The sequence below is a fragment of the Pseudomonas sp. FBCC-B545 genome (assembly GCF_059134095.1).
The window spans coordinates 3630212-3655922 of sequence record NZ_CP101441.1 but is presented as its reverse complement, the minus strand read 5'-3'; the positions used below and the strand labels follow the sequence as shown (position 1 = coordinate 3655922).

Below are 25711 nucleotides of genomic sequence, written 5' to 3'. Positions count from 1 at the left end.
GGTCCAAATGTGGGAGGAGGCTTGCTCCCGATAGCGGCCTGACAGCTGACCAGTGCCTGACTGATGGTCTCGATCCAAATGTGGGAGGGAGCTTGCTCCCGATGGCGGCCTGACAGCCGACCAGTGCCTGACTGATGCTCTCGGTCCAAATGTGGGAGGGGCTTGCTCACGATAGCGGCCTGACAGCCGACCAGTACCTGACTGATGGTCTCGATCCAAATGTGGGAGGGAGCTTGCTCCCGATAGCGGCCTGACAGCCGACCAGTGCCTGACTGATGCTCTCGGTCCAAATGTGGGAGGGGGCTTGTTCCCGATAGCGGCCTGACAGCCGACCAGTGCCTGACTGATGGTCTCGGTCCAAATGTGGGAGGAGGCTTGCTCCCGATAGCGGCCTGACAGCCGACCAGTGCCTGACTGATGGTCTCGGTCCAAATGTGGGAGGGGGCTTGCTCCCGATAGCGGCCTGACAGCCGACCAGTGCCTGACTGATGGTCTCGGTCCAAATGTGGGAGGGGGCTTGCTCCCGATAGCGGCCTGACAGCCGACCAGTGCCTGACTGATGGTCTCGGTCCAAATTTGGGAGGGGGCTTGCTCCCGATAGCGGCCTGACAGCCGACCAGTGCCTGACTGATGCTCTCGATCCAAATGTGGGAGGGGGCTTGCTCCCGATGGCGGCCTGACAGTTGACCAGGATGTTGGATCAGACCGAGTACATATCCATTATTTAGGTAACGGCCACTATTGGTTCCGCTTTTACAGCGGGTCACTTTGAAAAGCGCAAAGTAACCAAACGCTCTTGCCCCACCACTCGGCACCTCGCCTAGGCTCGGTGTGCCCGTAATCCGCCATGGATTCGGGGGGCCGCCGCCACGCGCCATCCATGGCGCGGGGCGGCTAAACCGGCATCCCTGCCGGTTTACCCCCCAAATCCATGTCGAATTCCGGCCAGCGTGGTTTAACGGGGCGCCTGAGATCAAAAGCAGATCAAGATCAAGAGCGGCTCGCTGCGCATCGTGGTTGGCGTTGGGCGATGCAGGATTTTGCGATATCCATGCAAATCGCAGACGAAAAAAAACCGGCTGATCAGGCCGGTTTGGGGTGTCCCGCCAACAGAGCGGGGTTATACGTGGGTGCTCAGCAAACGTTCGGCACCACCTTCGGCGAGGCCACGTTCCTGCAGGCGATCCGCACCACCTTCAGCGAGGCCACGTTCCTGCAGGCGCTCCGCACCACCTTCAGCGAGGCCACGTTCCTGCAGGCGATCCGCACCACCTTCGGCGAGGCCACGTTCCTGCAGGCGATCCGCACCGCCTTCAGCCAGGCCACGTTCCTGCAAACGATCCGCGCCACCTTCGGCAACGCGGGTTTCTATCAGGCGGTCCGAGCCGCCTTCGGCGACTACCGGGTGGGCAAAAGCGTTTGCAGCGAGTACCGAGAAAGCGAGGCTAAGCAAGAGTTGGCGTTTCATGATGGTGTGCTCCGAGTGTCTTGGTTGGGTGCCGTCTGGCATGGGTTTGATGTTACGCGTTGGTTTTTTTAAGAGAACTTCATTGCGCTGATGGTGACTATCGATGCCAGCGATGGTCCTTGCCGAACCATCACTGCAAGCGTCACGGCATCTGCGGCAGCTCATTGGGGCGCAGGTCGAACACCAGCACCTCGGCGTCCTCGCCATGGCTCAGGCGAAGCTGGCGCTCATCACGCACCCGCACACCGTCGCCTTCCTGCAAGCGTTGGCCATTGAGTTCAACGCTGCCGCGCGCCACATGAACGTAGGCGTAGCGATCCGGCGCCAGCTCCAGGCGTGTGCTTTCGTCGCCGTTGAATAGCCCGGCATACACCCGTGCATCCTGGCGAACGTTCAGCGAGCCATTGGCGCCGTCCGGGGAGATGATCAACTGCAAGCGCCCGCGCTTCTGCGCTTCACTGAAGTGTTCCTGCTGATAGCGCGGCTTGGCGCCGGCCTCGTTGGGCACGATCCAGATTTGCAGGAAGTGCACCCTCAGGCGTTGGCTGTGGTTGAACTCACTGTGGGCCACGCCGCTGCCGGCGCTCATCAACTGCACATCGCCGGGGCGGATCACCGAGCCGGTGCCCAGGGTGTCCTTGTGTTCCAGGGCGCCTTCGAGCACGTAGGAGAAAATCTCCATGTCGCGGTGCGGGTGCTGGCCAAAGCCTTTGCCGGCGGCGACGCGGTCATCGTTGATGACCAGCAGGTCGGAAAAACCCTGTTCGTTGGGGTTCCAGTAGTTGGCGAAAGAGAAGGTGTGGAACGACTTCAACCAACCGTGATTGGCGGCGCCGCGTTCGGAAGCTTTGCGAAGGGTCAGCATGGTCCAGTCCTCAAGTGAGCGCAGGCTGCGAGATGCAGGGCGCTTGGGTGAGGAGAAGATTAATGGTTATCGAATTATTCATTAACGAGGTGAAAATAGAATAACTGTCTCCCTCTGGTTGACACTCAAAGTCATGCCATAATGCCCGCCGCATTTCTGTTCAATGGACTTTCCCGCTTATGAAAACCGTGGCCATGGCGCTGTTCCCGGACTTCCTGCTGCTCGACATGGCCGGGCCGCTGGAAGTGTTTTCGATTGCCAACCGCTACCTGCCGGCAGCCGACCACTATCAGATCCTGACCATTGGCACTGAGCCCGGTCCGCTGCGGGCCTCCAACGGGGTGATGGTGCAGACCGATTTGCTGCTGGAGCAGGACCATGCCGCCTATGACCTGCTGCTGGTGCCGGGCGGCCCGGGTGCCTATAACGAATGCCATCCCGCGCTGCTACCGTGGCTCAAAGCCGCGGCACCACGGTCCCGGCGGTTCGGCTCGATCTGCACCGGCGCCTTCGTGCTCGGGCATGCGGGCTTGCTCGACGGGCACCGCGTGACCACCCACTGGCATTACACCGAGCGCTTGATCAAGGCGTTCCCCAACGCCATTGTCGAGACCGATCGCATTTACTTGCAGGACGGGCGCCTGATTACCTCGGGTGGCGTCACCGCCGGTATCGACCTGGCCCTTTCGGTAGTTGCCCAGGACCACGGCAAGCAAGTGGCGGTGGATGTGGCTAAGGTGCTGCTGGTGGTGATGAAACGCCAGGGCGGTCAGGCCCAGTTCAGCCCGATGACCGCTGCCGTGGCGCCCCAGGAAACCGCGATCACCCGCGTTCAGAACCATGTGCTGGCGCATCTGGAGCAAGCCTTTACCATCGAGTCCATGGCCGAACTGGCCGGCATGAGTGCACGGCATTTTGCGCGACTGTTCGCCAAGGACGTGCAGATGACGCCCATGGCGTTCCTGCAGGGCGCACGCATCGACCGTGCCCGGCACTTGTTGGAAACCACCGACCTGCCGCTCAAGACCGTGGCGTTCCACGCAGGCTTCGGCAGCGTGCGGCATATGCGCTTTCTGTTCAGTGAGAAGCTTGGCCTGAACCCTACCCAATACCGACAACAGTTCAGTTAACGACACAATGTCCGTCCAGGGCACTCGATTGTCCGTATCGCTCCCCGTGCCAGCATTGCCCTGTCATCGCCAGCTGGCAAGATAGCCCCGAGCCCATGGAAAAGGACGCGCAGGCACTCAAGCACGGGTGTTCCAGCGCTTTTAGCGGACATGCACAACTCTGCGGCGATCAGCTTCGGCCCTTACACTTTTCATCGGCAACAGCGCCTGGTCAGCAAGGCGGGCCTGCCGGTGGCGCTGGGCGGACGCGCCCTGGATATTCTCGCGGTGCTGCTCGAGGCGCCTGGGCAATTCATCAGCAAGGCGACCTTGATCCAGCGGGTCTGGCCCAACAGCGTCGTCGAGGACAATAACCTGCGCGTGCACATTGCCGCATTGCGCCGGGCGCTCGACGGGCCACGCCTGATCCTCAATCACCCCCAGCGCGGCTACTGTTTCGTCGCCCCCGTGCAAGGCTCGGCGCCGACGTTACTGCCACAGCACAACCTGGCGGCGCGGCTCAGCCCGGTATGTGGCCGAGATGAGCTTGTGCGGGTGCTGGCGCGACGCTTGCCCGGGCAGCGGCTGTTGACGCTCACCGGGATGGCCGGCATTGGCAAAAGTACATTGGCCCTGGCCTTGGCCGAGCGGGTATTGCCTCGCTACCGCGACGGAGTGTGGTGGGTCGACCTGACCCGCATGCATGCACCCCACGAACTGCTCAGCGGTCTGGCCACGGTATTGCAACTACAGCAGTGCGAGCGCCTTGATGAGCTGTGCCGCCAATTGGCCTCGCGCCAGCTGCTGCTGGTACTCGATGGTGCCGACCTGTTGTTGGGGGCGTGTCGCAAGCTGGTGCGCGCATTGCGCGAACGGGCGCCCGGCGTCAGCGTGCTGGTCAGCAGCCGCGAAGCCTTGCTGGCCCCCGGCGAGTGGGTGCTGCGCGTGCCGCGGCTGGCCGTGCCGTCGCCCTCGGCATTGAGCAGTGTCGAGCAGGCCATGGCCTGTCCCGCGGTGCAGCTGTTCATCGCTCGGGTTTGTGCCAGCCAGCGGGGGTTTGTATTGCGGCATCAGGATCTGGCAGCGCTGCGCGATATTTGCCGGCGCCTGGACGGTATCCCGTTGGCCCTCGAACTGGCGGCGGCCCAAGTCGACGCATTGGGCATCAGCGGTGTGCAGAGACAATTGCGCATGGGGCTGCAGACGTTGACCCGCGGGCGCCGCACGGCGGTGGAACACCATCGATCACTGACTGCTGCCTTGGACTGGAGCTACGAACGCCTGAGCCTGCCGGAATGCTGGCTGTTCCTGCAGTTGGGGTTGTTCAAGATGGCAGTGACCTTGCCTGCCTTGAGCGAGCTGGTGAGCGGGACCGAGCTTGAGCACGCCGACCTGGCGTATCTGCTGGCGCGCCTGGTCAATGTCTCGCTGCTGAGCGTCGAACCTGGGCTAGGCCCGCAGCGCCGCTACCGCCTGCTCAACTGCGTGCGCAGCTATGCCCTGGCGCAACTGCGTGACCCGCGTCAGGTCGAGCGTTTGCAGCAGGGCTACGAGCCATGTGTGGGCACTTTTTCAGGCCGGCCGTTTGTCCTGCAACTGGTCGAGCAGGCTGCTTGCGCGGACTAAGTCGCCAGTGGTGAAGCCTTCGGTAAATCGCCCGTAGACTGAACCCAGCAGGTCCCGCGCGGCCTGCAAGCGCCCCTGCTGTTGCCACAGTTGTGCCAGGGAAGTCGCACAGCGCAGTTCCCAGGCCAAGGCACCTTGCTGGTGCGCCAGGCCCAGGGTTTCGAGCAACAGGGCTTCAGCGGCGCGGCTGTCGCCCCGTTGCACCCACTGTTCGGCACAGACCCGCAGGATTTCAGGCGCGCACCAGCCCGCAGAGCCTGCGCGTGCGCGCTCGAAGGCTGCTTCATTGACTTCGTCGGCGCCGAATGTGATCAGGGTGTCCTCGATCAGTCCCAGGTCCTGTAAATCCTGGTCGACCAGGATACCGGCGTAATGCCCGGCCCAGGTCTGGAACAACTGCGCCGAGTGCTTGTGCGACTGTTCCAGCAGGAGCCTTTGCAGGGCTTGCGCATCGTCTTCGGCGCCGTTGTAGCGGGCGATGACGACCCCGGCCAGGGCCAGGGTGTAGCAGATCGACGTGCCATGATTGATCTGCAGGGCCAGCTCCAGCGCCTGGCTGGCGGTGCGCCAGGCACTATCGGGAAAACCCTGCAACCACAGGATCCGCGCCAGCAGGGTCAAGGACGCCACGCTTTGATCGTATTGCACCCCGACGCCATGGGCGAACCGGTTCACATGGCCGCTGTGGCTCATGCGCTGCAGCACTTGCTCGGCATTGTGTCGGGCGAGCGCCTGGTCCCCGGTGTAATGCTGGGCCAACGCGCGCAGTCGTTGGGCGCTCAACTCCAGCAACGGCTCGGTGCGCGGGTCGAGGCGATCAAACTGCAGACTTTGTTGCAGTGCTTGGGCATAGCGCCCGGCACACAGGTTTACAGCCATTTGCCCGGAGACCGCACGCAGTTGCCCTGCAACGTCGCGACGTGCCAGGGCCAGGCGTTCGGCACTGACAAAGGCTGCAATGGTGCGGGGCGCAGCGCCCATGGCGTGGTAGGAGAGGCTGCCCAGAGCCAATTGCAATTGAAGGATCAGTTGCGTGCAGGGCGTATCGACCTGGCCTATCAACGCCAGTGCCTTGTCCACATAGCCGCCATGCTCACGCAACAATGACAATTCCTGCCACAGGGGCATTGCGCTGACCGTCAGGCGGATGGCCAGCAAGTGCCCGACATCCTCGGCAAAGCCCCAGTCGAGTGCGGCGCGCACGTCTTCGCGCAACGGTGCATAGCGGTCGAGCCAAGGCTGCGTGGCCAGCAGTTCCCAGTCGGTCCGGGCCTGTTCCATCAGCGCCAGGCAGCGTGCCGCATGGCGCTCTCGAGTGGCTGGCAATTCGCCGGCGAGGCTGAGCTTTTCCAGGGCATAGGTGCGGGTGATATCCAGCAGGCGATACACCATCTCGTCATCGCCGGCTTCCACATTCAACAAAGACTTGGCCACCAATTGCGTGATGGAGCCCAGCACTTCGGCGGGGGCGATCGTTTCTCCGGCGATCACCGCTGCGGCGCTGGCCAGGCTGAAGCCTGCGCGAAAAACCGCAAGGCGGCGCAGGCAGGTTTTTTCGCACTCGCCGAGCAGGTCAAAGCTCCAGTCGAGGGTGGCCCGCAGGGTTTGCTGGCGCGGCAGGGCGCTGCGCCGCCCGCGGGTCAGCAGGCGGAAATTGTCTTCCATCTGTACCAGCAGCCCCTGCAAGCCAAAACGCTCGATTTGCGCGGCCACCAGTTCAATTGCCAGGGGAATGCCGTCCAGGCGCTGGCAGATATCAATCGCCAGGGGCAGGTCAGCTTCGCTGAGGGCAAAGCTGTCCTGATGGGACATGGCCCGTTCGACCAGCAATTGCATGGCCGGGTAACCCAGGGCCTGGGCACGGTTGCCGGTGGCGGGCGGGCAAGCCAGCGGCTCGAGGCGTTGCACATATTCACCGTCGGCGCGCAGGGCTTCGCGGCTGGTGGTGAGGATGTGCAGGTGCGGCGCATGGCGCAACAGGGTTTCGCTGATCAGGGCGATGTCGTCGAGCAAGTGTTCGCAGTTGTCGATCACCAGCAGCATCTGGCGTGCCTGCAGGCTACGGGCGAAGCTGACCAGCGGTGCATTCGCAGCGGGTGTCAGGTCGAGGAGCGCGGCGAGGTTGGGCAGGATCATCGAGGCTGCGCTGAGTGGCGCCAGGTCCAGCAGATGAATGCCGTCACGGTAATGCCCGATCAACAACTCGGCGACGCGCAGGGCCACGGTGGTCTTGCCGATGCCACCGGCGCCGGTCAAGGTAATGAAGCGCTGCTGCGGCAGTTGCTGCACCAGGGCGTCGATCAGGGCTTGGCGGCCGATCATTCGCGTACGCCGCAACGGCAGGTTATGGCTCGGGCGCTGGGGCATGCCACCTGTGGGTAGCGTCATCGGTTCAATGCTCAGTGGCGCAACAAAACTGTAGCCGCGCTGAGCGACCGTGACGATATAGCGCTGCCCGGCCTGGCCATCGCCCAGTGCCTTGCGCAACGCGGCCATGTGCACCCGCAGGTTGCCGTCTTCCACCACGGTTTTGGGCCAGACCCGCGAGATCAGCTCCTGCTTGCTCACCACATTGCCGGCGTGCTCCAGCAGGACCAGCAGAATATCCACGGCCCGCCGCCCCAGGCGCAGCGGGCGGCCGGCTTCCAGCACCAGGCGCTGGTGCGGGTGGACACGGTAGGGGCCGAAGTGCACGGCCTGGTCGCTCAAGTCAGTCATGGCTGCCCAGGTTCCGGAGTCGAAGATGGGCCAGCATATTCCAGGTGCGTGAAGACCACTAGGCGGCGATCACCAAAGGCTTGTGGCGCGACTGGTGGTTTCGCCAGGTCATCGGGTTCACGCCTTCGCTGCGCGTGAACATGTGGCAGAAGTGCGCCTGGTCGCAGAAACCACATTCCAGGCTGATTTGCGTGAGGCTCAAGGACGAACCGGTGATCAACTCCTTGGCGCGCTGGATGCGTTGCTGGCGGATCCATTCCTGGGGCGATAGCCCGGTGGTGCATTTGAATGCGCGGGAAAAGTGGCTGCGCGACAAGGCGCAGGCCTGGGCCAGGTCGGCGATAGCCAGGCTTTCGCCGAGGTTGGCGAGGATCAGTTGCTTGGCGATTCGTTCGCGCCGGGGGCACAGGCCGCCGGTGGCGGACAAGCGTGGGGCGTATTGCTCGAGTCGGGCCATGACAGATATCCGTAGTCGATGGGAGCGTTCCCGGTGGATGAGTGCAGTGTAGACGCCTGCATTCTTGGTGCAGGAGCACCGGCCTGACGAGTTAATCGTTGTTAATTTCGCCAGCTGCAGGCGTAGAAAAGACAGCACAGGCATGCAATCGCGGGTATTGCAAATATGCTTCCCTGACCGTCTGGAAAACGTTTGGATACCGCCATGAACCGCAACGACCTGCGCCGCGTCGACATGAACCTGCTGGTGATTTTCGAAGCCTTGATGTTTGAAAAAAACCTGACCCGGGTCGCCGAAAAACTCTTTATGGGCCAACCGGCGGTGAGCGCCGCATTGGGCCGTTTGCGCGACTTGTTCGACGACCCACTGCTGCTGCGCAACGGCCGCGGCATGGAGCCCACGCCCCGTGCGGTGGCGATACTCAAGGAGCTGCAACCGGCCATGGACATCATCTCGGGCGCCGTCAGCCGCGCCAAGGACTTCGACCCTTCCAGCAGCAGCGCGGTGTTTCGCATCGGCCTGTCCGATGACGCCGAGTTCGGGCTGTTTCCGGCGTTGCTCAGCCAACTGCGCGAAGAGGCACCGGGTATCATCGTGGTGGTGCGCCGGGCCAATTACCTGTTGATGTCGGCACTGCTGGCCAGCGGTGAGATCTCGGTGGGCGTCAGCTACACCACCGAACTGCCGGCCAATGCCAAGCGCAAGAAACTGCGGGACATCCCCTGCAAGGTACTGCGCGGCGATGACGGCGTGGCGCCGCTGACCCTGGATGACTATTGCGCCAGGCCCCATGCGATGGTGTCGTTTTCAGGGGACTTGAGCGGCAATATCGACCTCGACCTGGCACGCATCGGCCGCTCGCGCCGTGTGGTGCTGGCTGTACCGCAGTTCAGCGGGTTGCGCGCACTGCTGGCGGGCACGCAGATTATCGCCACCGTGCCGGATTACGCGGCCTGCGCTTTGACCGAGGGCACCCGCTTGCGCGCCGAAGACCCGCCGTTTGCGATTGACGCAGCGGAGCTGTCGATGGTGTGGAGCGGGGTGCATGACAATGACCCGGCGGAGCGCTGGTTACGAGGGCGGATTGCGGAGCATATGTCGGTGGCACACTGACTGCCGTCCACATACCCGTTCTCCAAGAAACCCAAACAGCACATACATCCAATTCCGCACACCCCAGGCCCCGGCAAACTCCTCCCATCGCTCAATCCTGCGGGGGAGTCACCCAACCATGGACCCAACACCCAAGACCAGCCCTGACGAAGTCGTCACGCTGGTGGTCAAGCACCGGGTCAAGCCCGGATGCGAAACCGAATACGAAGCCTGGCTGCGCCGTATCGTGCGCATCGCTGGCGAACGTCCCGGCCATCTTGGCGTCGATGTGGTGCGCAGCCGGCAGAACGGTATGGCGCTGTTCACCTGTGTGCTGCGCTATCGCTCCACCGATGCCCTGGAACTGTGGCTCGATTCCCCCCAACGCCAGGCCCTGATCGACGAAGCCGCGCCGATGCTGGCGGACGGCGACCAGACTGAAATCGGCGCCGTCAATGAGTTCTGGTTCGCGACCCAGGCCGAGGGCGCTGCCCAGCCGCCGCGCTGGAAACAGGCAGTGGTCAGCCTGTGCGTGATTTTGCCGCAAACCTTGCTCCTGCCGTTTATCTGGGGGCCGATCCTGCGCCTGCACCCGTTGCTGTCCAACTATGTGGTCTCCACCTTCCTGGTCACCCTGACCATTGTGCTGTTGGTGGTCTACCTGCTGATGCCGGCGGCCACCCGCTTGTTCGCTCCCTGGCTTCAACCTTCTGTAAAGGAAACCCTATGAACGCCGATCTGATTCTGTTCAATGGCCAGTTCCACACCGTGGACCGGGAAAACCCACGCGCCACCGCCGTCGCCATTCGTGAGGGGCGCTTTGTCGCCGTGGGTACCGACGGTGAAGCCATGGCCCTGCGCGGCAGCGGCACCCAGGTCATCGACCTCAAGGGCCGCACGGTGATCCCCGGGCTCAATGACTCGCACCTGCACCTGATCCGTGGCGGGCTGAACTACAACCTCGAGCTGCGCTGGGAAGGCGTGCCGTCCCTGGCCGATGCCTTGCGCATGCTCAAGGACCAGGCCGACCGTACTCCTACGCCGCAATGGGTGCGCGTGGTCGGCGGCTGGAACGAATTCCAGTTCGCCGAAAAACGCATGCCCACCCTCGAAGAACTCAACCAGGCCGCGCCGGACACTCCGGTGTTTGTGCTGCACCTGTACGACCGCGCCTTGCTTAACCGTGCGGCGTTGCGGGTGGCCGGCTACACCAAGGACACGCCCAACCCGCCAGGCGGCGAGATCGTGCGCGACAGCCACGGCAACCCCACCGGCATGCTGGTGGCACGACCTAACGCGATGATCCTGTATTCGACCTTGGCCAAGGGTCCGAAACTGCCCTTGGAATACCAAGTCAACTCCACCCGCCAGTTCATGCGCGAACTCAATCGCCTGGGCCTGACCAGCGCCATCGATGCCGGCGGCGGCTTCCAGAACTATCCCGATGACTATGCGGTGATCGAACAGTTGGCCAAGGACCAACAGTTGACGGTGCGCATCGCCTACAACCTGTTCACCCAGAAGCCCAAGGAAGAACTCAGCGACTTCAAGAACTGGACCGGCAGCGTCACCCTGCATCAGGGCGATGACTATCTGCGTCACAACGGCGCTGGCGAAATGCTGGTGTTTTCGGCGGCGGATTTCGAAGACTTCCTCGAACCGCGCCCGGACCTGCCGCTGACCATGGAACAGGAGCTGGAGCCAGTGGTACGCCACCTGGTGGAACAGCGCTGGCCGTTCCGCCTGCATGCCACCTATGACGAATCCATCTCACGCATGCTCGATGTGTTCGAGAAGGTTAACCGCGACATTCCCTTCAATGGCTTGCCATGGTTTTTCGACCATGCTGAAACCATTACCCCGAAGAACATTGAACGCGTGCGCGCCCTCGGCGGCGGCATTGCGATCCAGGACCGCATGGCGTTCCAGGGTGAATACTTTGTTGAGCGCTACGGTGCCAAGGCCGCCGAAGCCACGCCGCCGATCAAGCGCATGCTCGCCGAAGGCGTGCCGGTAGGGGCGGGCACCGATGCCACGCGGGTCTCCAGTTATAACCCGTGGACCTCGCTGTACTGGATGGTCAGCGGCCGCACCGTCGGTGGCCTGGAGCTGCACGCCGAGGGTCTGCCACGCCTCACCGCGTTGGAGTTGTTTACCCACGGCAGCGCCTGGTTCTCGTCCGAGCAGGGCAAGAAAGGCCAGATCAAGGTCGGCCAGTTGGCGGATGTGGCCGCGTTGTCGGCGGACTTCTTCAGTGTCGACGAGGAAGCCATCAAGTGGATCGAATCGGTGCTGACCGTGGTCGGCGGCAAGGTGGTCTACGGCGCGGGTGACTTCGAAGATTTCGCCCCACCACGCGTGCCGGTGCTGCCGGACTGGTCGCCGGTGGTCAAGGTACCAGGGCACTGGCGTCCGACCTCGCCCTTGCAGGCCCAGGTCCACCAGTGCAGCGGCCCGTGCGGCGTGCATGCCCACAGCCATGAAAAAGCCCGTCTTTCCAGCGTGCCAGTCAGCGATTTCCAGGGGTTCTGGGGTGCGTTTGGCTGTTCATGCTTTGCCTTTTAATCCAGAAACCAAAGGAGTTACCCCATGACTTATAAGCGCTTGAACAAAGATGACGCGGTTGTCCTGCTGGTCGATCACCAGACTGGCCTGATCTCGCTGGTGCAGGATTTCTCCCCCAACGAATTCAAGAACAACGTGCTGGCCCTGGCCGACGTGGCGAAGTTCTTCAACCTGCCGACCATCCTGACCACCAGTTTTGAAGGCGGTCCTAACGGTCCACTGGTGCCAGAGCTCAAGGCACTGTTTCCGGATGCGCCGTACATCGCCCGCCCCGGTCAGATCAATGCCTGGGACAACGAAGATTTCGTCAAGGCCGTCAAGGCGACCGGTCGTAAGCAGATCATCATTGCCGGCGTGGTCACGGATGTGTGCGTAGCCTTCCCGACCCTGTGCGCTCTCGACGAAGGCTTCGAGGTTTTCGTGGTCACCGACGCCTCCGGCACCTTCAATGAAACCGTGCAACAGGCCGCCTGGGCACGTATGACTGCCGCCGGCGCACAGTTGGTCAACTGGTTCTCCGTGGCCTGCGAGCTGCAGGTTGACTGGCGCAACGACATGGAAGGCCTGGCCAACCTGCTGTCGCCGCGCATCCCCAACTACCGCAACCTGATGAACAGCTACTCGGCGTTCACCGCCAAATAAGCAGATCTGCCAGATGTAGGTAATCCCCTGTGGGAGGGGGCTTGCTCCCGATGGCGGTGTGTCAGTCACAGCATTTTTGACTGAAGCACCGCCATCGGGAGCAAGCCCCCTCCCACATTAGGTTTGTGGTGTGCCTCTGAACCCGTTATAAATCAGTCCATCGTCCACCGAGAAGCGACAATGAACCCCTTCGAAGACATGCGCCTGTTCTGCCAGGTCATGGAGTCCGGCAGTTTCACCGCCGCCGCCGAGCAACTGGGCCTGTCCAAGCAATTCGTCAGTCGTCGCCTGATCCAGCTGGAAGAGCGCCTTGGTGTGCGCCTGCTCAATCGTTCTACGCGGCGCCTGGATGTCACGCCACTGGGCCAGAGCTACTACGAATCCGCCCTGCGCCTGCTCGGTGAAGTCGAGCAAGTGGAGCAGGGCATCGCCGGCCAGAACAGCGAACCGCGTGGCACTATCCGCCTCAGCGCGCCGTTGTCATTCGCCATGGCTCACCTGGGCTGCCTGCTGCCGTTGTTCCTGCAACGTCATCCGCAGGTGTCGGTGGAAGTCGACCTGAGCGACCGCCCGGTAGACTTGATCGGCGAGGGCTACGACCTGGTGCTGCGCATCGGCACCCTGGAAGATTCCACCCTGATCGCCCGCCGTATCGCCAGCGTGCAGCGGGTGTACTGCGCCAGCCCTGATTACCTGGCGCTGCGCGGGACGCCATTGAAACCCGAGGACTTGACCGCGCACGACTGCCTGCCCTACGGCCATGGTCGCCAGGTGCAATGGCGCTTCAAAGGCAAGTTGCAGGGGTTGAATGTCAGTGGGCGTATGCGCGTGAATAACGGCGAGTTGTTGCGTGATACCGCCATTGCCGGGCTGGGGGTGACCTACCTGCCGACCTTTATCGTCGCGGATGCGTTGAAAGACGGGCGCCTGGTGACACTGCTGGACGACTTCGCCCCCGAAGCCCTGACCCTGTCGGCGGTGTATCCCCAGCACCGGCAAAGCTCACGGCCGGTGCAGGCGCTGGTGGAGTTTTTACGCGAGCGCCTGGCTAGCGGCTGTTGAACAGCTGGCGGATCAGGTTCGGGGTGCTGCCGGTCCAGCGCTTGAATGAGCGCCGGAAGTTCGCCGCATCGTTGAAGTTCAGGTACGCCGCCACCTCATCATTGCTGTAGCCCTTGAGCTGATACAGGTGCAACGCCACCTGCTTGCGTACCCGGTCCACCTGCTGTTGAAAACCGGTGTCGTGCTTGTTCAACTTGCGCTTGAGGGTCGCCGGGCTCATGGCGAAGGCCTGGGCCGCCTGTTCCAGGCTGGGCGGCTGGCGTACCTGGTCGCGCAGGTAGTCGTAGAGACAGTCGAGAAAACTGCCGGCAAAACCCAGCTGTTCGATCTGCTCGCGGGCCTGCCGACGCGCAACCTGACCGGCCGTGACCGAGGCGCCAGGCCAGGGGCGGGTGAGGTATTCACGCGGGATGCTTATCATGTCCAGCGGGCGTTCGAAGCGCGTGTCTTCGCCCAGGTGCACCCAGTACTGCTCGATATAGCGCGGCTCGGCATGGCTGAAACTGCATGCCCATGGCAGGCGCTCGCCGCTCAGCCATTGGCTCATGGCAACCAGCGAGGTCATGCAGGCTTCCAGCAGGAAACGCCAGTGCTCGCCGGCGCCGCAACTGTCCAGCCAGTACAGGTAGGCGCGATGCTCATCCAGCTCCAATTGCAGGGTGGCCAACGGGCTGAGCAGCACCTGTTGCTGAATCAGGATCTCCAGGGCCTGGTGCAGGTTCTGCGCATGGCCAAGGGCGTGGCTGGCGGCGCCGTAATAGCCCGGCAGCAGACGTTGGCCAAACAAGAAGCTGCTGTCGTCGGCGTCCAATAACTTGCGGCTGTTGCCGATCAGGCCGAAGAACTGTTGCGGGCTCAGGTGCGCGGTGCCGGCCAGGATGTCCTCGTGAAACAGGCCGGTGCCGCGCAGCAGGCGATGGCTGTCGATGTCGCGGGACAAGGCCAGGTCGATCAGCGCGGCGGGTTGGAAATGCCCTGGGATGAAGCGGCTGTCGGCTTCATACCAGCTGGTTTTCACGGCCATCTCAGGCACTTTTCGCAAGCGGTTGCTTGGCCCTGGCCAACGCCAGGTTCAGGCGCTTGAGCAAGTCCTGGGGCGGTTCTTCAAGGGCCATGACCACGGCGGTAGTCGCGGCCAATTGCAGGCGTTCGCCTTGGTGCCGGGTCTTATGGGCCAGGCCGAGCACTGCCTGCTGCAACTCCAGCGCCAGCTCCCTGGCCTGGCGTTCACCGGTATTGGGCAGCAGCACTACAAAGCGGTCGCCGGCCAGGCGGCACAGCAGGTCCTGGCGGCGCAGGTTGAGCAGCAGCAAATGGCTGAGGGCTTGTAGTACCGCGTCGCCCTCGGCATGCCCGTAGGCCTGGTTGATGGCAGCGAAGTTGTCCAGGTCCAGGGCCAGCAGCGACAGCGGTTGTTGCTGGTCGCGGCTGTCTTGCAGGCTGTCAGCCAACTGGCGCTTGAGGTAATCGGCGCCGGCCAGCGGCGTGAGTTTGTCGAACAGCCGATGCTCACGGAACAGCCGCTCGCGTTTTTCCATCTGCGCGCTGATCGCCAGTTGTTCGCGGTGCCAGTGGTAGATGCCGATGGTCAGCAGAACCATGCCCACCGGCATCGGCCCGGACTCCAGCCAATGGTCCCAGGTGATGCTGTCGGGCAGGCGGATAAACTCGTCGAGGCTGTCGATCCACCAGGAGAAAAAGATGCACGACAGGCCCAGCGCCAAGTAGTTGGTGACGCGCCCTGCGGGGCGGCTTTTGAGCACCAGTCCCAGCCACACCAAAGCGAGCAGGGCGGAACCGCCTTCGCCGACAATATCCAGCCACACCCATTCACTGACGCTTTTCAATTCGCCACAGGCCAAGTGCAGGATCAGCCCGAGATTGGCGGCGACCAGCAGCAACGAGAGTTTCCAGCGGTGGGGCTTGAGCACGCCAGGCATGGCTGCGATTCCTTGGGCGAATGAGCGATGGGCGCCAGCACAGCAGATGGATGTGACCGTTGGATGACGGTGGGCGAGGGTCGAATCAGCTCATCTCACAGGCAACAAAGATTAAACATGTGGGAGGGGGCTTGCTCCCGATGACGGTGTATCAGTCAGCTTATTTGTAGCTGTCACACCGCTATCGGGGGCAAGCCCCCTTCCACATGAGAACTGCTGAGGTCATATCAGCTCATTCCAAGCCAAAAAATCGTGCAAACCTGCGGTTTACGGGCATGACCACTCAATGCTGTCACAGAACCGTCATCCCCCACCCCTAGCGTGCCCTCCCAGTTGCCGGGCCCTCTTGCCTGGCGCCAACGGATTCTTGGGGAGGATTGCATGTACAAGCGCACCGGGCTCGTCAGCTTCACGCTTACCGCCTTGGCCCTGGCGATGGCCAGCGAGCGGCTCACGGCGGCCGAGGCGGCCACCACCGAGCATGTCGAAGTGGTCGGTCAGGCCGCTGCCATGGACAGCGCCCTCAAGGAACAACGTTCTTCCGACAGCATCAGGAGCGTGGTACATGCCGACGGTGTAGCCCAGTTACCGGATGAAAACGTCGCCGAAGCGGTGCAGCGCCTACCGGGCATCAGCGTGGAGCGCGACCAGGGAGAAGGGCGTTTTGTCAGCGTGCGCGGCCTGGGCCCGGACCTCAACAGCGTCACCATCAACGGCACCCTGGTGCCCGCGCCGGAGAGCGAACGCCGCGCCGTGGCCCTCGATGTGCTGCCCTCGGAGTTGGTGCAGTCGCTGTCGGTGATCAAGACCCTGACACCGGACATGGACGCCAACTCTCTCGGTGGCACCGTGGATGTGAAGAGCTTGTCGGCGTTCGATCACAAGGGGCTGTTCTATACCGGTAGCACCGAAGCCAGCTACGACAAGAACACTCGCCAGACCAGCCCGAAATTCTCCGGTGCCGCCAGTAATCGCTTCAGCCTCGGCGACGGCATCGACAACTTCGGCGTGGCCGCAGCGCTGAGCTGGCAAAAGCGCGACTTTGGCTCAGACAACGTCGAAACCGGTGGCGCCTGGGATTTCACCGACGGCGCCAGGCTCAACGAGTTCGAACAGCGCGACTACGACATCAGCCGCGAACGCGCAGGTGGCGGCCTGAACTTCGACTACAAGCCCGACGACCTGAGCAGCTATTACCTGCGTACCCTCTACAGCCGCTACAAGGACACCGAAACCCGCAACGCCGCCAGCCTTGAATTTGCCGACCCGCGAGCGCCTGGCGAGCTGGGCGATGCCGAGGGCAAGCGCAAGCTGAAAAACCGTGAGGAAACCCAGCAGATCCAGTCCTACGTGTTCGGCGGCGAGCGCATGCTGGGCCTGTGGACCCTCAGCGGCCAGGCCGGCTACAGCCAGTCCAGCGAAGACAGCCCGGCGCACATTGCGGGCGCCACCTTCGACGGCGGCGACTTTGCCAACAGCGGTTTCTACGACAAGGACAAACCTCGCCCGATCATCGCCAACGGCTTCTACGACGCCAGTAACTTCAGCCTCGACAAGGTCGACTGGGAGAAACAGTACACAAAGGACACCGAGAAAAACCTGCGCCTGGACCTGGCCCGTGACTATGACCTGAGTGGCTATGCGTCTCAGTTCAAGTTCGGTGGCAAGGTCAGCCGCCGCAACAAGGACAACGACTTGGAGGCCTGGGTCTACAAGGACTTGGATCAGCAAGGCTTCAGCGATGAACAGCTCAACCTCGCGCAGTTCCAGAAGGGCAGCGTCGACTACCGTCTCGGCCGATATGGCCCAGGCATCAGCGCGGGCAATATCCGCCAGCTGATTGGCGGCCTCAATCGGGATGATTTCTACGACCCCACCGAATCCAGGGTCAACGACTTCACCATCCGCGAAGATATCAACGCCGGCTACCTGATGAACACCATCGATATCGATGACTGGCGCTTCATCGCCGGGATGCGCTACGAGGGCACCGAATTCGAAGCCAAGGGCACCGGCGCCACCGACGGCCAGTTCAGCGATACCGAAACCAAGCGGCGTTATCACCATTGGTTGCCGGGCCTGCACGCACGCTATCAGATAGATAAGAACACCCAGGTGCGCGCTGCCTGGACCCAATCCGTGGTGCGCCCAACATTCGGCCAGCTGGCGCCGGGTTTCGTGATCGACGATGACGAAGCCACCTTCGGTAACCCGGACCTCAAGCCCCTGGAGTCGAGCAACCTGGACTTGGGCATCGAACACTTCATGGGCCGCGCCGGCACCGTATCGGCGTTCGTGTTCTACAAGGATATCCAGAACTTCGTCTATAACACCGACGTGGCCGGCACGGGTGCCTGGGCCAACTTCTCCGAGGCCCACACCTACGCCAACGGCGACAGCGCCAAACTCTACGGTCTGGAGCTGGCCTACTCACAGAAGTTCGACTGGCTGCCAGCACCGTGGAATGGCTTGCTGGTCGGTGCCAACAGCACCTTCAGCCGCTCCAGCGCGGATATCGAGGGTTTCGACAGCGCCAGCGGGCGCAACCGCAAGCGCAGCATCAGCCTGCCCAATCAGTCGGACACGGTCGGCAACCTGATGCTTGGCTGGGAAGACGACAAGCTCAGCCTGCGCCTGTCGGCCAACTATAAATCGGCCTATCTGTATGAACTGGCCTCGATCAACGACAAGGCCCATGACCTGCACGTCGACGCGCAGACCTTCGTCGACTTCAGTGCGCGCTACTCGGTGACCAAGAACCTGCAAGTCAGCTTCGAAGCCCAGAACCTCACTGATGAGTCGTACTTCGTCTACACCGGCCACCGCAGCTACAACGGCCAGTACGAAGAGTACGGCCCGACCTACAAAGTGGGCCTGACCTACACCCATTTCTAAACCACACCTGGATTCCAATGTGGGAGGGGGCTTGCTCCCGATAGCGGTGTGTCAGCCTCCATTGTATTCACTGAACCACTGCCATCGGGAGCAAGCCCCCTCCCACATTGGATCTTTATCGTATTCGAAGGATTTTGCCTGTTCATGAGAATTTCCAAGCTGTACCTGTTGATCGCGCTGGTCACCAGCGCCAATGCCTTTGCCACCGACCTGGCCCTGTCGCCTTGGGCGCCGAGCTTGAATGCCGAAGCCGTGGCCTTCTTGCCCAACGCCACCGAGCGCCTGGCCGCCGGTACCCGCGACGGGCTACAACTGCTCGACAGCCAGGGCGCCGAACTGGCGCGCTTCAAAGGCAACTTTACCAGCCTCGACACCAGGCCTGCCGGTGCACAAGTACTGGTCGCCAGCCTCGACAACGACCGCCAACAGGCGTTGCTGATCAGCCTGGACACAGCCAGCAAAAACTGGGGCAAGCCCCTGTACCTGCCAACCCGTGACTACTCGGTGAATGGCCTGTGCCTTTATCGCGATTCGGCGGCCAACCTGTTCGTCTTCCTGGTAGGTGAAGAGGGCAAGGGTGAGCAATGGCTGGTAGGCAACGGCTCGACCCTGCTCACCGAACCCCAGCGGGTACGCGGTTTGCCGCTCCCGCCGTCGGCGCAGTTCTGCCAGGTGGACGATGCCACCCAGCAGTTGGTGGTCAATGAAGAGAATGTCGGCTGGTGGGCCTACCCTGCGCATCCCGAAGCTGATGTGAAACGCACGCCTGTGGCGCTGTTCGACAACCCCAAGCGCGAAGCAGGGGCCATGGCGCTGGTGCCGGGTGGCATGGTTGCGCTGGACCCGAAGACCGCCCAGTTGCACTTGTTCCAGCAAACCGGCGAGCGCTGGGCGGAGCAATCGAGCTTGAGCCTGGCGGGTCTGAAAGAGCCGCAGCAACTGGCGATCAATGGTCGCCAGTTGTTGGTGCGCGATGACGACAGCGGCAAGCTTTATCAGGCCAGGCTCGACTGGCAGGCCAAGCCCGTCGCTGCAGTACCGGTGTTGCCGGAGGTCGCGGCCTTGCGCCAGAGCGACCCGGTCGGCCGTCAAGGCGATGCGGCGGATGACCCGGCGATCTGGATTCACCCCCAGACACCGGCCAGCAGCCGTGTGCTCGGCACCAACAAAAAACAGGGCCTGCTCGCCTACGACCTTGACGGCAAGCTGTTGCAGGAGCTGGCGGTGGGTCGCCTGAATAACGTCGATGTACGCCCCAACTTCAAGCTCGGCGCGCAAACGGTCGACCTGGCCGTGGCGAGCAACCGCGACCGCAACAGCCTGAGCCTGTTCAGCATCGACCGTCAGAGCGGCGAGCTGCGTGAAGCCGGGGAAGTGACCACGCCGCTCAAGGACATCTATGGCATCTGCCTGTTCCAGCCTGCCAGCGGCGAGATCTACGCGATTGCCAACGGCAAGGACGGCACCTTCCTGCAATACCGTCTCAGCGCGCCGGATGGGCGTGTGCAAGGCGAGCTGGTGCGCCAGTTCAAGGTCGACAGCCAACCCGAAGGCTGCGTGGCCGATGATCAACGCCAGCGCCTATTTATCGGTGAGGAAGACGTCGGTGTATGGGCAGTGGATGCACGCGCCGATCAGCCGGCAACGTTGACCAGCGTGATCAAGGTCGGCCCGCAGCTGCATGCCGATGTCGAGGGTCTGGCGCTGTACCAGAGCGATCAACGTGACTACCTGGTGATCTCCAGCCAGGGCAATGACAGCTATCTGGTGGTGGACGCCGAACCGCCGTTTGCCGTGCACGGTGCCCTGCGCGTTGGCTTGAATGCCGCCGCCGGCATCGATGGTGCCTCCGAAACCGACGGCCTTGAGGTTACGGCCGTCAACCTCGGCGGGCCGTGGAGCCAGGGCATGCTGGTGGTGCAGGACGGGCGCAAGCGCATGCCCGAGCAAACCCAGAACTTCAAGTTCGTGCCCTGGGCCGAGGTGGCCCGCGCCTTGAAGTTGCCTTGAGCCTGTCATCAGGCAGTCATTCATTTTCAATCGAATAGGAGTTTGACCATGCACGCGACGATGGAACATATGACGATCTGGGGGTTGATCAGCGACGCCAGCCTGTTGGTCAAGGCGGTCATGCTGACCTTGCTGTTGGCGTCCTTGCTCAGTTGGTACCTGATAATCCAGCGCGGCAGTGTGCTGCGCCGCCTGGAACGGCAGTTGAACGGTTTCGTGCCGCGTTTTCGTGCCGCACCGGATTTGCTGGCGCTGTCCCGTGAGATCCAGCAGGCGGGCGAGGGCGGCATGGCGCCGATCTTTATCGCCGGGGTCCAGGAGTACCAGCACCTGCACAATCATGACCCGGCCGTGCTCGAAGGCGTGGAGCGCGCCTTGCAGGTAGCGATCACCGAGCAGGAAATCGAGCTGGAAAAGGGCCTGCAATTTCTCGCCACCGTGGGATCGGTCAGCCCTTACATCGGCCTGTTCGGCACGGTGTGGGGCATCATGAATTCCTTTATCGGCCTGTCTCAGGTGCAACAGGCCACGTTGTCCACCGTAGCGCCGGGCATCGCCGAAGCCTTGATTGCCACGGCCATCGGCCTGTTTGCGGCCATCCCCGCAGTGATCGCCTATAACCGCTTCGCGGCCCGCGGCCAGACACTGCTCACCCGCTACTACGCGTTTGGCAATGAACTGCAAGTGCGCCTGCACCGCTCCCTGCGCGGCACGTCGAGCAACCTGGCCGTGGCCGCCTGAAAGGAGCAACTCCCATGTTAGTCAGGCCGCAACGCAAGCACGGGCCCAAGGCCGAAATGAACGTGGTGCCGTATATCGACGTGATGTTGGTGCTGCTGGTGATCTTCATGGTCACCGCGCCGATGCTGACCCAGGGCGTGAAGATCGAACTGCCCAAGGTCGCCGCCGAGGCGCTGGCCACCGACACCCGCCAGCAGATCCTCACGCTGTCGGTAAAGGCCGACGGTGGCTACTACTGGAACCTCGGCGGCGAACTCGATACCCAGCATCAGACCGACAGCGCCGTAAGCCTGGACGAAATGGGCGCCAAGGTCATGCAGGTGGTGGCGGCGCGCAGTGACACCCAGGTGTATATCCGCGCTGACGACAACGCCGGTTATGGCCGGGTGGTCGCTGCCATGGCGGTGTTGCAAAAGAGCGGTGTCAGCAACCTGGGACTGGTAACCGAGGCCCCGCAATGACGGCGATGATCATGCACAATCCCACGCCGGCGATGGCGCCCAGGGATGCTTCGGGAGTTTGGAGAAACAGCCTCGCCGCCGGCCTGGCGGTGGCGCTGCATGTGGGCGTGCTGGCCGCGTTGATGATGGGCTGGTCGACGCAAAAGCCTGTGGTGGATGCGCCTCGGGTGATGCGCACGCAGTTGGTCATGTTGCCAGCTGCGCCCGCGCCCGAACCGCTGGTGGCTACCTCCGCACCCCCTGAGCCTGAGCCTGTGCCGGCAAAGCCCAGGGTCGACCCGCAGGTCCAGGTGCAAAAACTTGAGAAAGCCGCCTTGGCGCGTAAACGCGTCGAGGAAAAGAAAGCCGAGCAACAGCAGGAGCGGCTCGCCACCGAACAACGCAACCGTGAGCTCGAACAACAACGCCTCGATCAGCAACGCCTGGCCGCTGAAAAAGCCCGCGCTGCCGTACCTGCGCCAGCCTTCGACAGCCGCCAATATCAGCCCCTGAGCAAGGCCGCGCCGGACTATCCCGAGCGCGCCCTGGACAAGAATATTGAAGGCGATTGCACCTTGGAGTACAGCGTCAACATTCAGGGCCGCGTGGAGAATCCCAAGGTACTGGACGGCTGCCACCCACTGTTTATCCGGCCTTCATTGGCGGCGGCGAATACCTTTCGCTACCAGCCCAGAGTCGTCGACGGCAAGCCCGTGGCCGTGCCGGCAGTACGCAACACCTTCCATTACCGCATCAAATGAGTATTGCCCGTCAACAAAGAACCAATGTGGGAGGGGCGGTGCGACGATTCGACTTGCTCCCGATAGCGGTGTGTCAGTCTCTATATCTACGGCTGACCTACCGCTATCGGGAGCAAGCCCCCTCCCACATTTTGATCTGTGTTTGGCGTTATGGATTCGCCAGATTCGCCAAAGTAAGGCCGTCGATATACCGCTCCAGATTCGCCAAAAACGCATCGGCAATTTCATCCTTGCTGTTGGTCGAAATCGCCGACGTATGCGGTGACAACCGCACTCGTGGATGGCTGTACAACGGGTGCCCATCCGGCAAGGGTTCCGGCTCGGTCACGTCAAGCGAGGCCAGGCCGACCTGGCCGTTATCCAGCGCCTTGAGCAATGCCTCCTGATCGAGCAACCCTCCACGCGCAATGTTGATCAGGTGCAGCCCAGGCTTGGCGCTGGCCAGCACGTCACGGTTGATGATATGGCGCGTGGCTTCGGTCAGCGGTGCCGCCACCACCAGGTGGTCGGCGCGGGCGAACAGGTCGTGGATGTCCGTGGCCGCTTCAACACCGGCACTGAAGGGGGCCTGGCTCTGACGCAGCGCGACCACCTTGACGCCCAGGGCCAGGGCCTTTTGCGCCAGGCTTTCACCAATCGCACCAAAGCCAAGAATGCCCAGGGTGGTGCCTTTGAGCGGGCGCAGAGCAGTGAAATGCCACTGCGCGTCCTTCACCCAGATATCCGGCAAGTGCTTGGACGCGGCAAAGATCGCGGCCAGGGCGAACTCGGCGAGGTTGTCGGCGGCGCTGCCCCGGGACGTGGTCACGGGTGGGCCGTTGAACAGCCACTGCGGGTAAAAGTCGATACCCGACGACACCAGGTGCACCCATTGCGCGCCATAGGGCCAGCCCGGCGGCGGGGTGTCGGGCGCGGTGTAGCCACGTACGTTGATCGGGCGCAGCAACAGGATATTGGCCTGGGGCGGCAGGTCGCTGGGCACGCCGACCGGCACTCCGAGCACCTGGGCCTCGGGGTGCAGCGGTGCCAGGCGCTCGCGGATCACCTGGTTGAAGTCTTCGTCCAACTGACTGGCAATAATCACCTGGCTCATGTGCGTTCCTTCTGGCGTTGGGTGAACACGGCTTTGCCGACGCCTTGCAACACCGCGTCGTTCTGCGGGGTGTGTACGCGGCTGCACAGCACGTCGCGATAATGTCGTTGCAGCGGGCTGTGGCGTGACAGGCCGGGGTTGCCGGATGCCTCGATGGCCAGTTCCACGGCGCGAATGGCGTTATGGGTGATCAGGTACTTCAACTGTGCAGCGTTAGCGGCCGGGGTATGCCCCTCGGCGGCGGCGTCGAGCAGGCTGCGGTTGGCGAACAGCAGGGTGTCGATATGGCCGACGGTCTCCTGGAAACGCGGCAAGCTGGACAGCGCCGCGCCGAGGTTGGATGGCTTGCGTTCCTCCAGCCAGTTCACCAGCCAGTCCCGCGCCGCCTGGGCCACGGCGTCGTACACCGACGACAGCAGCACCGACATCCACAGCAAGCCGTCACCGTCGAGCTCCGGCTGCGGTGCGCTCCAGGGGCTGGTGCTGACGGCGTGGTCCAGCGGCACCAGCACGTTGTCGAGTACCACCTCATGGCTGCAGGTGGCGCGCATGCCCAGATGATCCCAGGTGTCGATTATGCTCACGCCGGGGCTGTCCTTGGGCACCAGCCAGGCGCCCACCAGCGGGTCGGCATCATCGCTGCGCGCCCACACGCTGAACCAGCTCAAGCCATGACTGCCGGTGGAGTAGAGCTTGCGCCCGCTGATACGCCAGCCGTCGGCACCGCGCACCGCGGTGGTGGCCGGTAGACCGCCACGGGCCGGGGTGCCCAGGTCCGGCTCGACACGCAGGGCGTTGATCAGCGCGCCGTTGCGCACGGCATCCTCAGCAACTTTGATGCGCAGGTGTGCGGGCCAGGTCTGGCTGTCTTGCAGGCGACTGTGTTGCAGGTACTGCATCACCAGGATCAGCGCCGTGGACGGTTCGCCCTTGGCTATCGCGCTGATGGCCTTGCGCGCCTGGGCCAGGCTGGCACCGCCGCCGCCGAGAGCCTTGGGCACGGTCAGGGCGAGCAGGCCGTGCTGGTGCAAGAGCTTGAAGTTGGCGTGGGGGAAGGCGCCGCTTTCGTCATAGATGTGGGCGGTGCTGGCCAGTTCGGCGCTGAGGCGTTCGAGCGTGGTGTCGAAATCGACGACGTCCACAGCCCGTAGAGATGAGTGAGTCATCAGCAGGTACTCGGTCAAAGTGGGAGGGGCAGTGTCCAGGCCAGCGCTTTGAGCGGGGCTGGCACTACAGCTGGGGCGCACGCTTGGTGTTGAAACTTGGATCGAAGCCCTGGGAGACGTCGATATGCGTGGGCAGCAGGCCTTCTTTGACATAGGTGTCGGCGGTGGTTTGCAGGCCGCGGACCACGCTGTCGTCAATCGCGACCGGTGACAGGTGGGTGTCCTTGGCCACTTCGACGTGCACGGCCAATGGCAAGCCCGTGATCCTGGCCTGGGCGGCGGCATATTCATCGGGGTGGGTGTTGGCCCAGGCGTAGGCGCGGTCAACCCGTGCGACAAAGTCGTCCAGTTGCACGCGTTTGTCGGCGATCGCCTGGCCGGTGGCGGCGAAATAGAGGTGATTGCTCAACAGGTTCTTGCCGCTGACCAGCACGCGGGCGTTGCTCTGTGAGGTGACCACGGTGGTGTAGGGGTCCCATGTTGCCCAGGCATCCGCAGTGCCGTTGTCCAGCACCAGCCGTGACTCGGCGGGCAGCAGGAAAATGAAGTGCACATCCTGGGTGCTCAAGCCGGCATCGTTCAGGGCCCTGATTGCCAGGTAGTGCCCGATGGAGCCGCGGCCGGTGACGATTTTCTTGCCCTTGAGATCCGCCGCAGTCTTGATCGGCGAGTCCTTGGGCACCAGCAGTGCGGTGGTGTTACGTCCTTCGGCATGGATGATGCTGATCACTTTGATCGATGCGCCCGCGCCCAAGGCAAACACATAGGGAGCATCGCCCAGGGCGCCGACATCCACGGCGCCGGCGTTCAGCGCTTCGCCCAGGGGCGAGGCCGAGGGGAATTCCGACCACTTGATCTCATAGGGAACGTTTTGGCTTTCGCCAGAAGCGTCCAGCAGTGCCTTGATCGTGGACTTCTGGTTGGCTACGCGCAGCGGTTGCAGGTCGGCGGCCTGGGCGGTGGACAGGCCGAGGGCCAATGCAGCGCCCAGCAGCATGCGTTTGAATGGGGTGGCGTACAGCATGGGGCAAACTCCAGGCGTTGGATAAAAGGAGATACCT

The 25711-nt window shown here is 62.9% G+C and carries 21 protein-coding genes; 12 read left to right on the top strand and 9 right to left on the bottom strand.

The annotated features are described in order from the left end of the window. Positions 1-1120: 1120 nt before the first annotated feature. Positions 1121-1468: a hypothetical protein gene (locus tag NMB39_RS16910; RefSeq protein ID WP_494340397.1), complete on the bottom strand. Its 348-nt coding sequence runs from the start codon at positions 1466-1468 to the stop codon at positions 1121-1123. Positions 1469-1610: 142 nt separating this feature from the next. After that, entirely contained in the window at positions 1611-2333 is a 723-nt protein-coding gene (locus NMB39_RS16905) for a pirin family protein (protein ID WP_494340398.1), read from the bottom strand. 179 nt (positions 2334-2512) lie between these two features. Between NMB39_RS16905 and NMB39_RS16900 the strand changes: the two genes are divergently transcribed. Next, complete coding sequence (locus NMB39_RS16900) at positions 2513-3463, top strand: GlxA family transcriptional regulator (RefSeq protein WP_043051494.1); 951 nt, start codon at positions 2513-2515, stop codon at positions 3461-3463. A gap of 150 nt (positions 3464-3613) precedes the next feature. Further along, a complete protein-coding gene (locus NMB39_RS16895) occupies positions 3614-5068 on the top strand; it encodes an ATP-binding protein (RefSeq protein WP_494340399.1) in 1455 nt (484 codons plus the stop codon). Here NMB39_RS16895 and NMB39_RS16890 read toward each other — a convergent pair. Next, a complete protein-coding gene (locus NMB39_RS16890; protein ID WP_494340400.1) occupies positions 5015-7786 on the bottom strand; it encodes an ATP-binding protein in 2772 nt (923 codons plus the stop codon). The genes NMB39_RS16895 and NMB39_RS16890 overlap by 54 nt on opposite strands. A gap of 58 nt (positions 7787-7844) precedes the next feature. Next, positions 7845-8243 carry a helix-turn-helix domain-containing protein gene (locus NMB39_RS16885; RefSeq protein WP_043051491.1) on the bottom strand — a complete coding sequence of 133 codons (399 nt, stop codon included), beginning with the start codon at positions 8241-8243 and terminating at the stop codon, positions 7845-7847. 204 nt (positions 8244-8447) lie between these two features. Here NMB39_RS16885 and NMB39_RS16880 point away from each other — a divergent pair, with 204 nt between their 5' ends. From NMB39_RS16880 to NMB39_RS16860, 5 genes are all read left to right on the top strand, one after another. Beyond that, entirely contained in the window at positions 8448-9356 is a 909-nt protein-coding gene (locus NMB39_RS16880) for a LysR family transcriptional regulator (RefSeq protein ID WP_198720378.1), read from the top strand. A 118-nt stretch (positions 9357-9474) separates the two neighbouring features. Beyond that, positions 9475-10065 (top strand): antibiotic biosynthesis monooxygenase, encoded by a 591-nt coding sequence (locus NMB39_RS16875; protein WP_198720379.1) that lies wholly within the window; start codon positions 9475-9477, stop codon positions 10063-10065. Further along, a complete protein-coding gene (locus NMB39_RS16870; RefSeq protein ID WP_057022600.1) occupies positions 10062-11900 on the top strand; it encodes an amidohydrolase in 1839 nt (612 codons plus the stop codon). Before NMB39_RS16875 ends, NMB39_RS16870 begins: the two co-directional genes overlap by 4 nt. Positions 11901-11924: 24 nt before the next feature. Next, positions 11925-12542, top strand: coding sequence for an isochorismate family cysteine hydrolase YcaC (ycaC, locus tag NMB39_RS16865; RefSeq protein WP_043051487.1), 618 nt, complete (start codon positions 11925-11927; stop codon positions 12540-12542). Positions 12543-12722: 180 nt separating this feature from the next. Next, positions 12723-13604 carry a LysR family transcriptional regulator gene (locus NMB39_RS16860; protein ID WP_046072243.1) on the top strand — a complete coding sequence of 294 codons (882 nt, stop codon included), beginning with the start codon at positions 12723-12725 and terminating at the stop codon, positions 13602-13604. On the opposite strand, the gene NMB39_RS16855 is transcribed toward NMB39_RS16860, so the two are convergent. Both NMB39_RS16855 and NMB39_RS16850 read right to left on the bottom strand, forming a co-directional pair. After that, complete coding sequence (locus NMB39_RS16855; protein ID WP_494340401.1) at positions 13591-14628, bottom strand: AraC family transcriptional regulator; 1038 nt, start codon at positions 14626-14628, stop codon at positions 13591-13593. The two genes, NMB39_RS16860 and NMB39_RS16855, sit on opposite strands and share 14 nt — an antisense overlap. A gap of 1 nt (position 14629) precedes the next feature. After that, a complete protein-coding gene (locus NMB39_RS16850; RefSeq protein WP_057022598.1) occupies positions 14630-15544 on the bottom strand; it encodes a GGDEF domain-containing protein in 915 nt (304 codons plus the stop codon). A 381-nt stretch (positions 15545-15925) separates the two neighbouring features. On the opposite strand from NMB39_RS16850, the gene NMB39_RS16845 reads away from it, so the two are divergent. From NMB39_RS16845 to NMB39_RS16825, 5 genes are all read left to right on the top strand, one after another. Further along, the gene (locus NMB39_RS16845) at positions 15926-18439 is read left to right on the top strand and encodes a TonB-dependent receptor (protein WP_494340402.1); all 2514 of its coding nucleotides are present in this window, start codon (positions 15926-15928) and stop codon (positions 18437-18439) included. Positions 18440-18583: 144 nt separating this feature from the next. Continuing rightward, positions 18584-20449 (top strand): phytase, encoded by a 1866-nt coding sequence (locus NMB39_RS16840; RefSeq protein ID WP_494340403.1) that lies wholly within the window; start codon positions 18584-18586, stop codon positions 20447-20449. Positions 20450-20497: 48 nt separating this feature from the next. Continuing rightward, positions 20498-21190 carry a protein TolQ gene (tolQ, locus tag NMB39_RS16835; RefSeq protein WP_057022595.1) on the top strand — a complete coding sequence of 231 codons (693 nt, stop codon included), beginning with the start codon at positions 20498-20500 and terminating at the stop codon, positions 21188-21190. A 14-nt stretch (positions 21191-21204) separates the two neighbouring features. Further along, entirely contained in the window at positions 21205-21651 is a 447-nt protein-coding gene (gene tolR / locus NMB39_RS16830) for a protein TolR (protein ID WP_059397626.1), read from the top strand. Then, complete coding sequence (locus tag NMB39_RS16825; protein WP_057022593.1) at positions 21648-22391, top strand: energy transducer TonB; 744 nt, start codon at positions 21648-21650, stop codon at positions 22389-22391. The genes tolR and NMB39_RS16825 overlap by 4 nt, the downstream gene beginning before the upstream one ends. Positions 22392-22539: 148 nt before the next feature. Here the strand turns inward: NMB39_RS16825 and NMB39_RS16820 are convergent, their stop codons facing one another. The 3 genes from NMB39_RS16820 to NMB39_RS16810 form a co-directional block, all read right to left on the bottom strand. Next, positions 22540-23484, bottom strand: coding sequence for a D-isomer specific 2-hydroxyacid dehydrogenase family protein (locus NMB39_RS16820; RefSeq protein WP_494340404.1), 945 nt, complete (start codon positions 23482-23484; stop codon positions 22540-22542). Continuing rightward, the gene (locus NMB39_RS16815) at positions 23481-24650 is read right to left on the bottom strand and encodes an acyl-CoA dehydrogenase family protein (RefSeq protein WP_494340405.1); all 1170 of its coding nucleotides are present in this window, start codon (positions 24648-24650) and stop codon (positions 23481-23483) included. Before NMB39_RS16815 ends, NMB39_RS16820 begins: the two co-directional genes overlap by 4 nt. 64 nt (positions 24651-24714) lie before the next feature. Next, positions 24715-25674 carry an ABC transporter substrate-binding protein gene (locus NMB39_RS16810; protein WP_494340406.1) on the bottom strand — a complete coding sequence of 320 codons (960 nt, stop codon included), beginning with the start codon at positions 25672-25674 and terminating at the stop codon, positions 24715-24717. Positions 25675-25711: the final 37 nt, after the last annotated feature.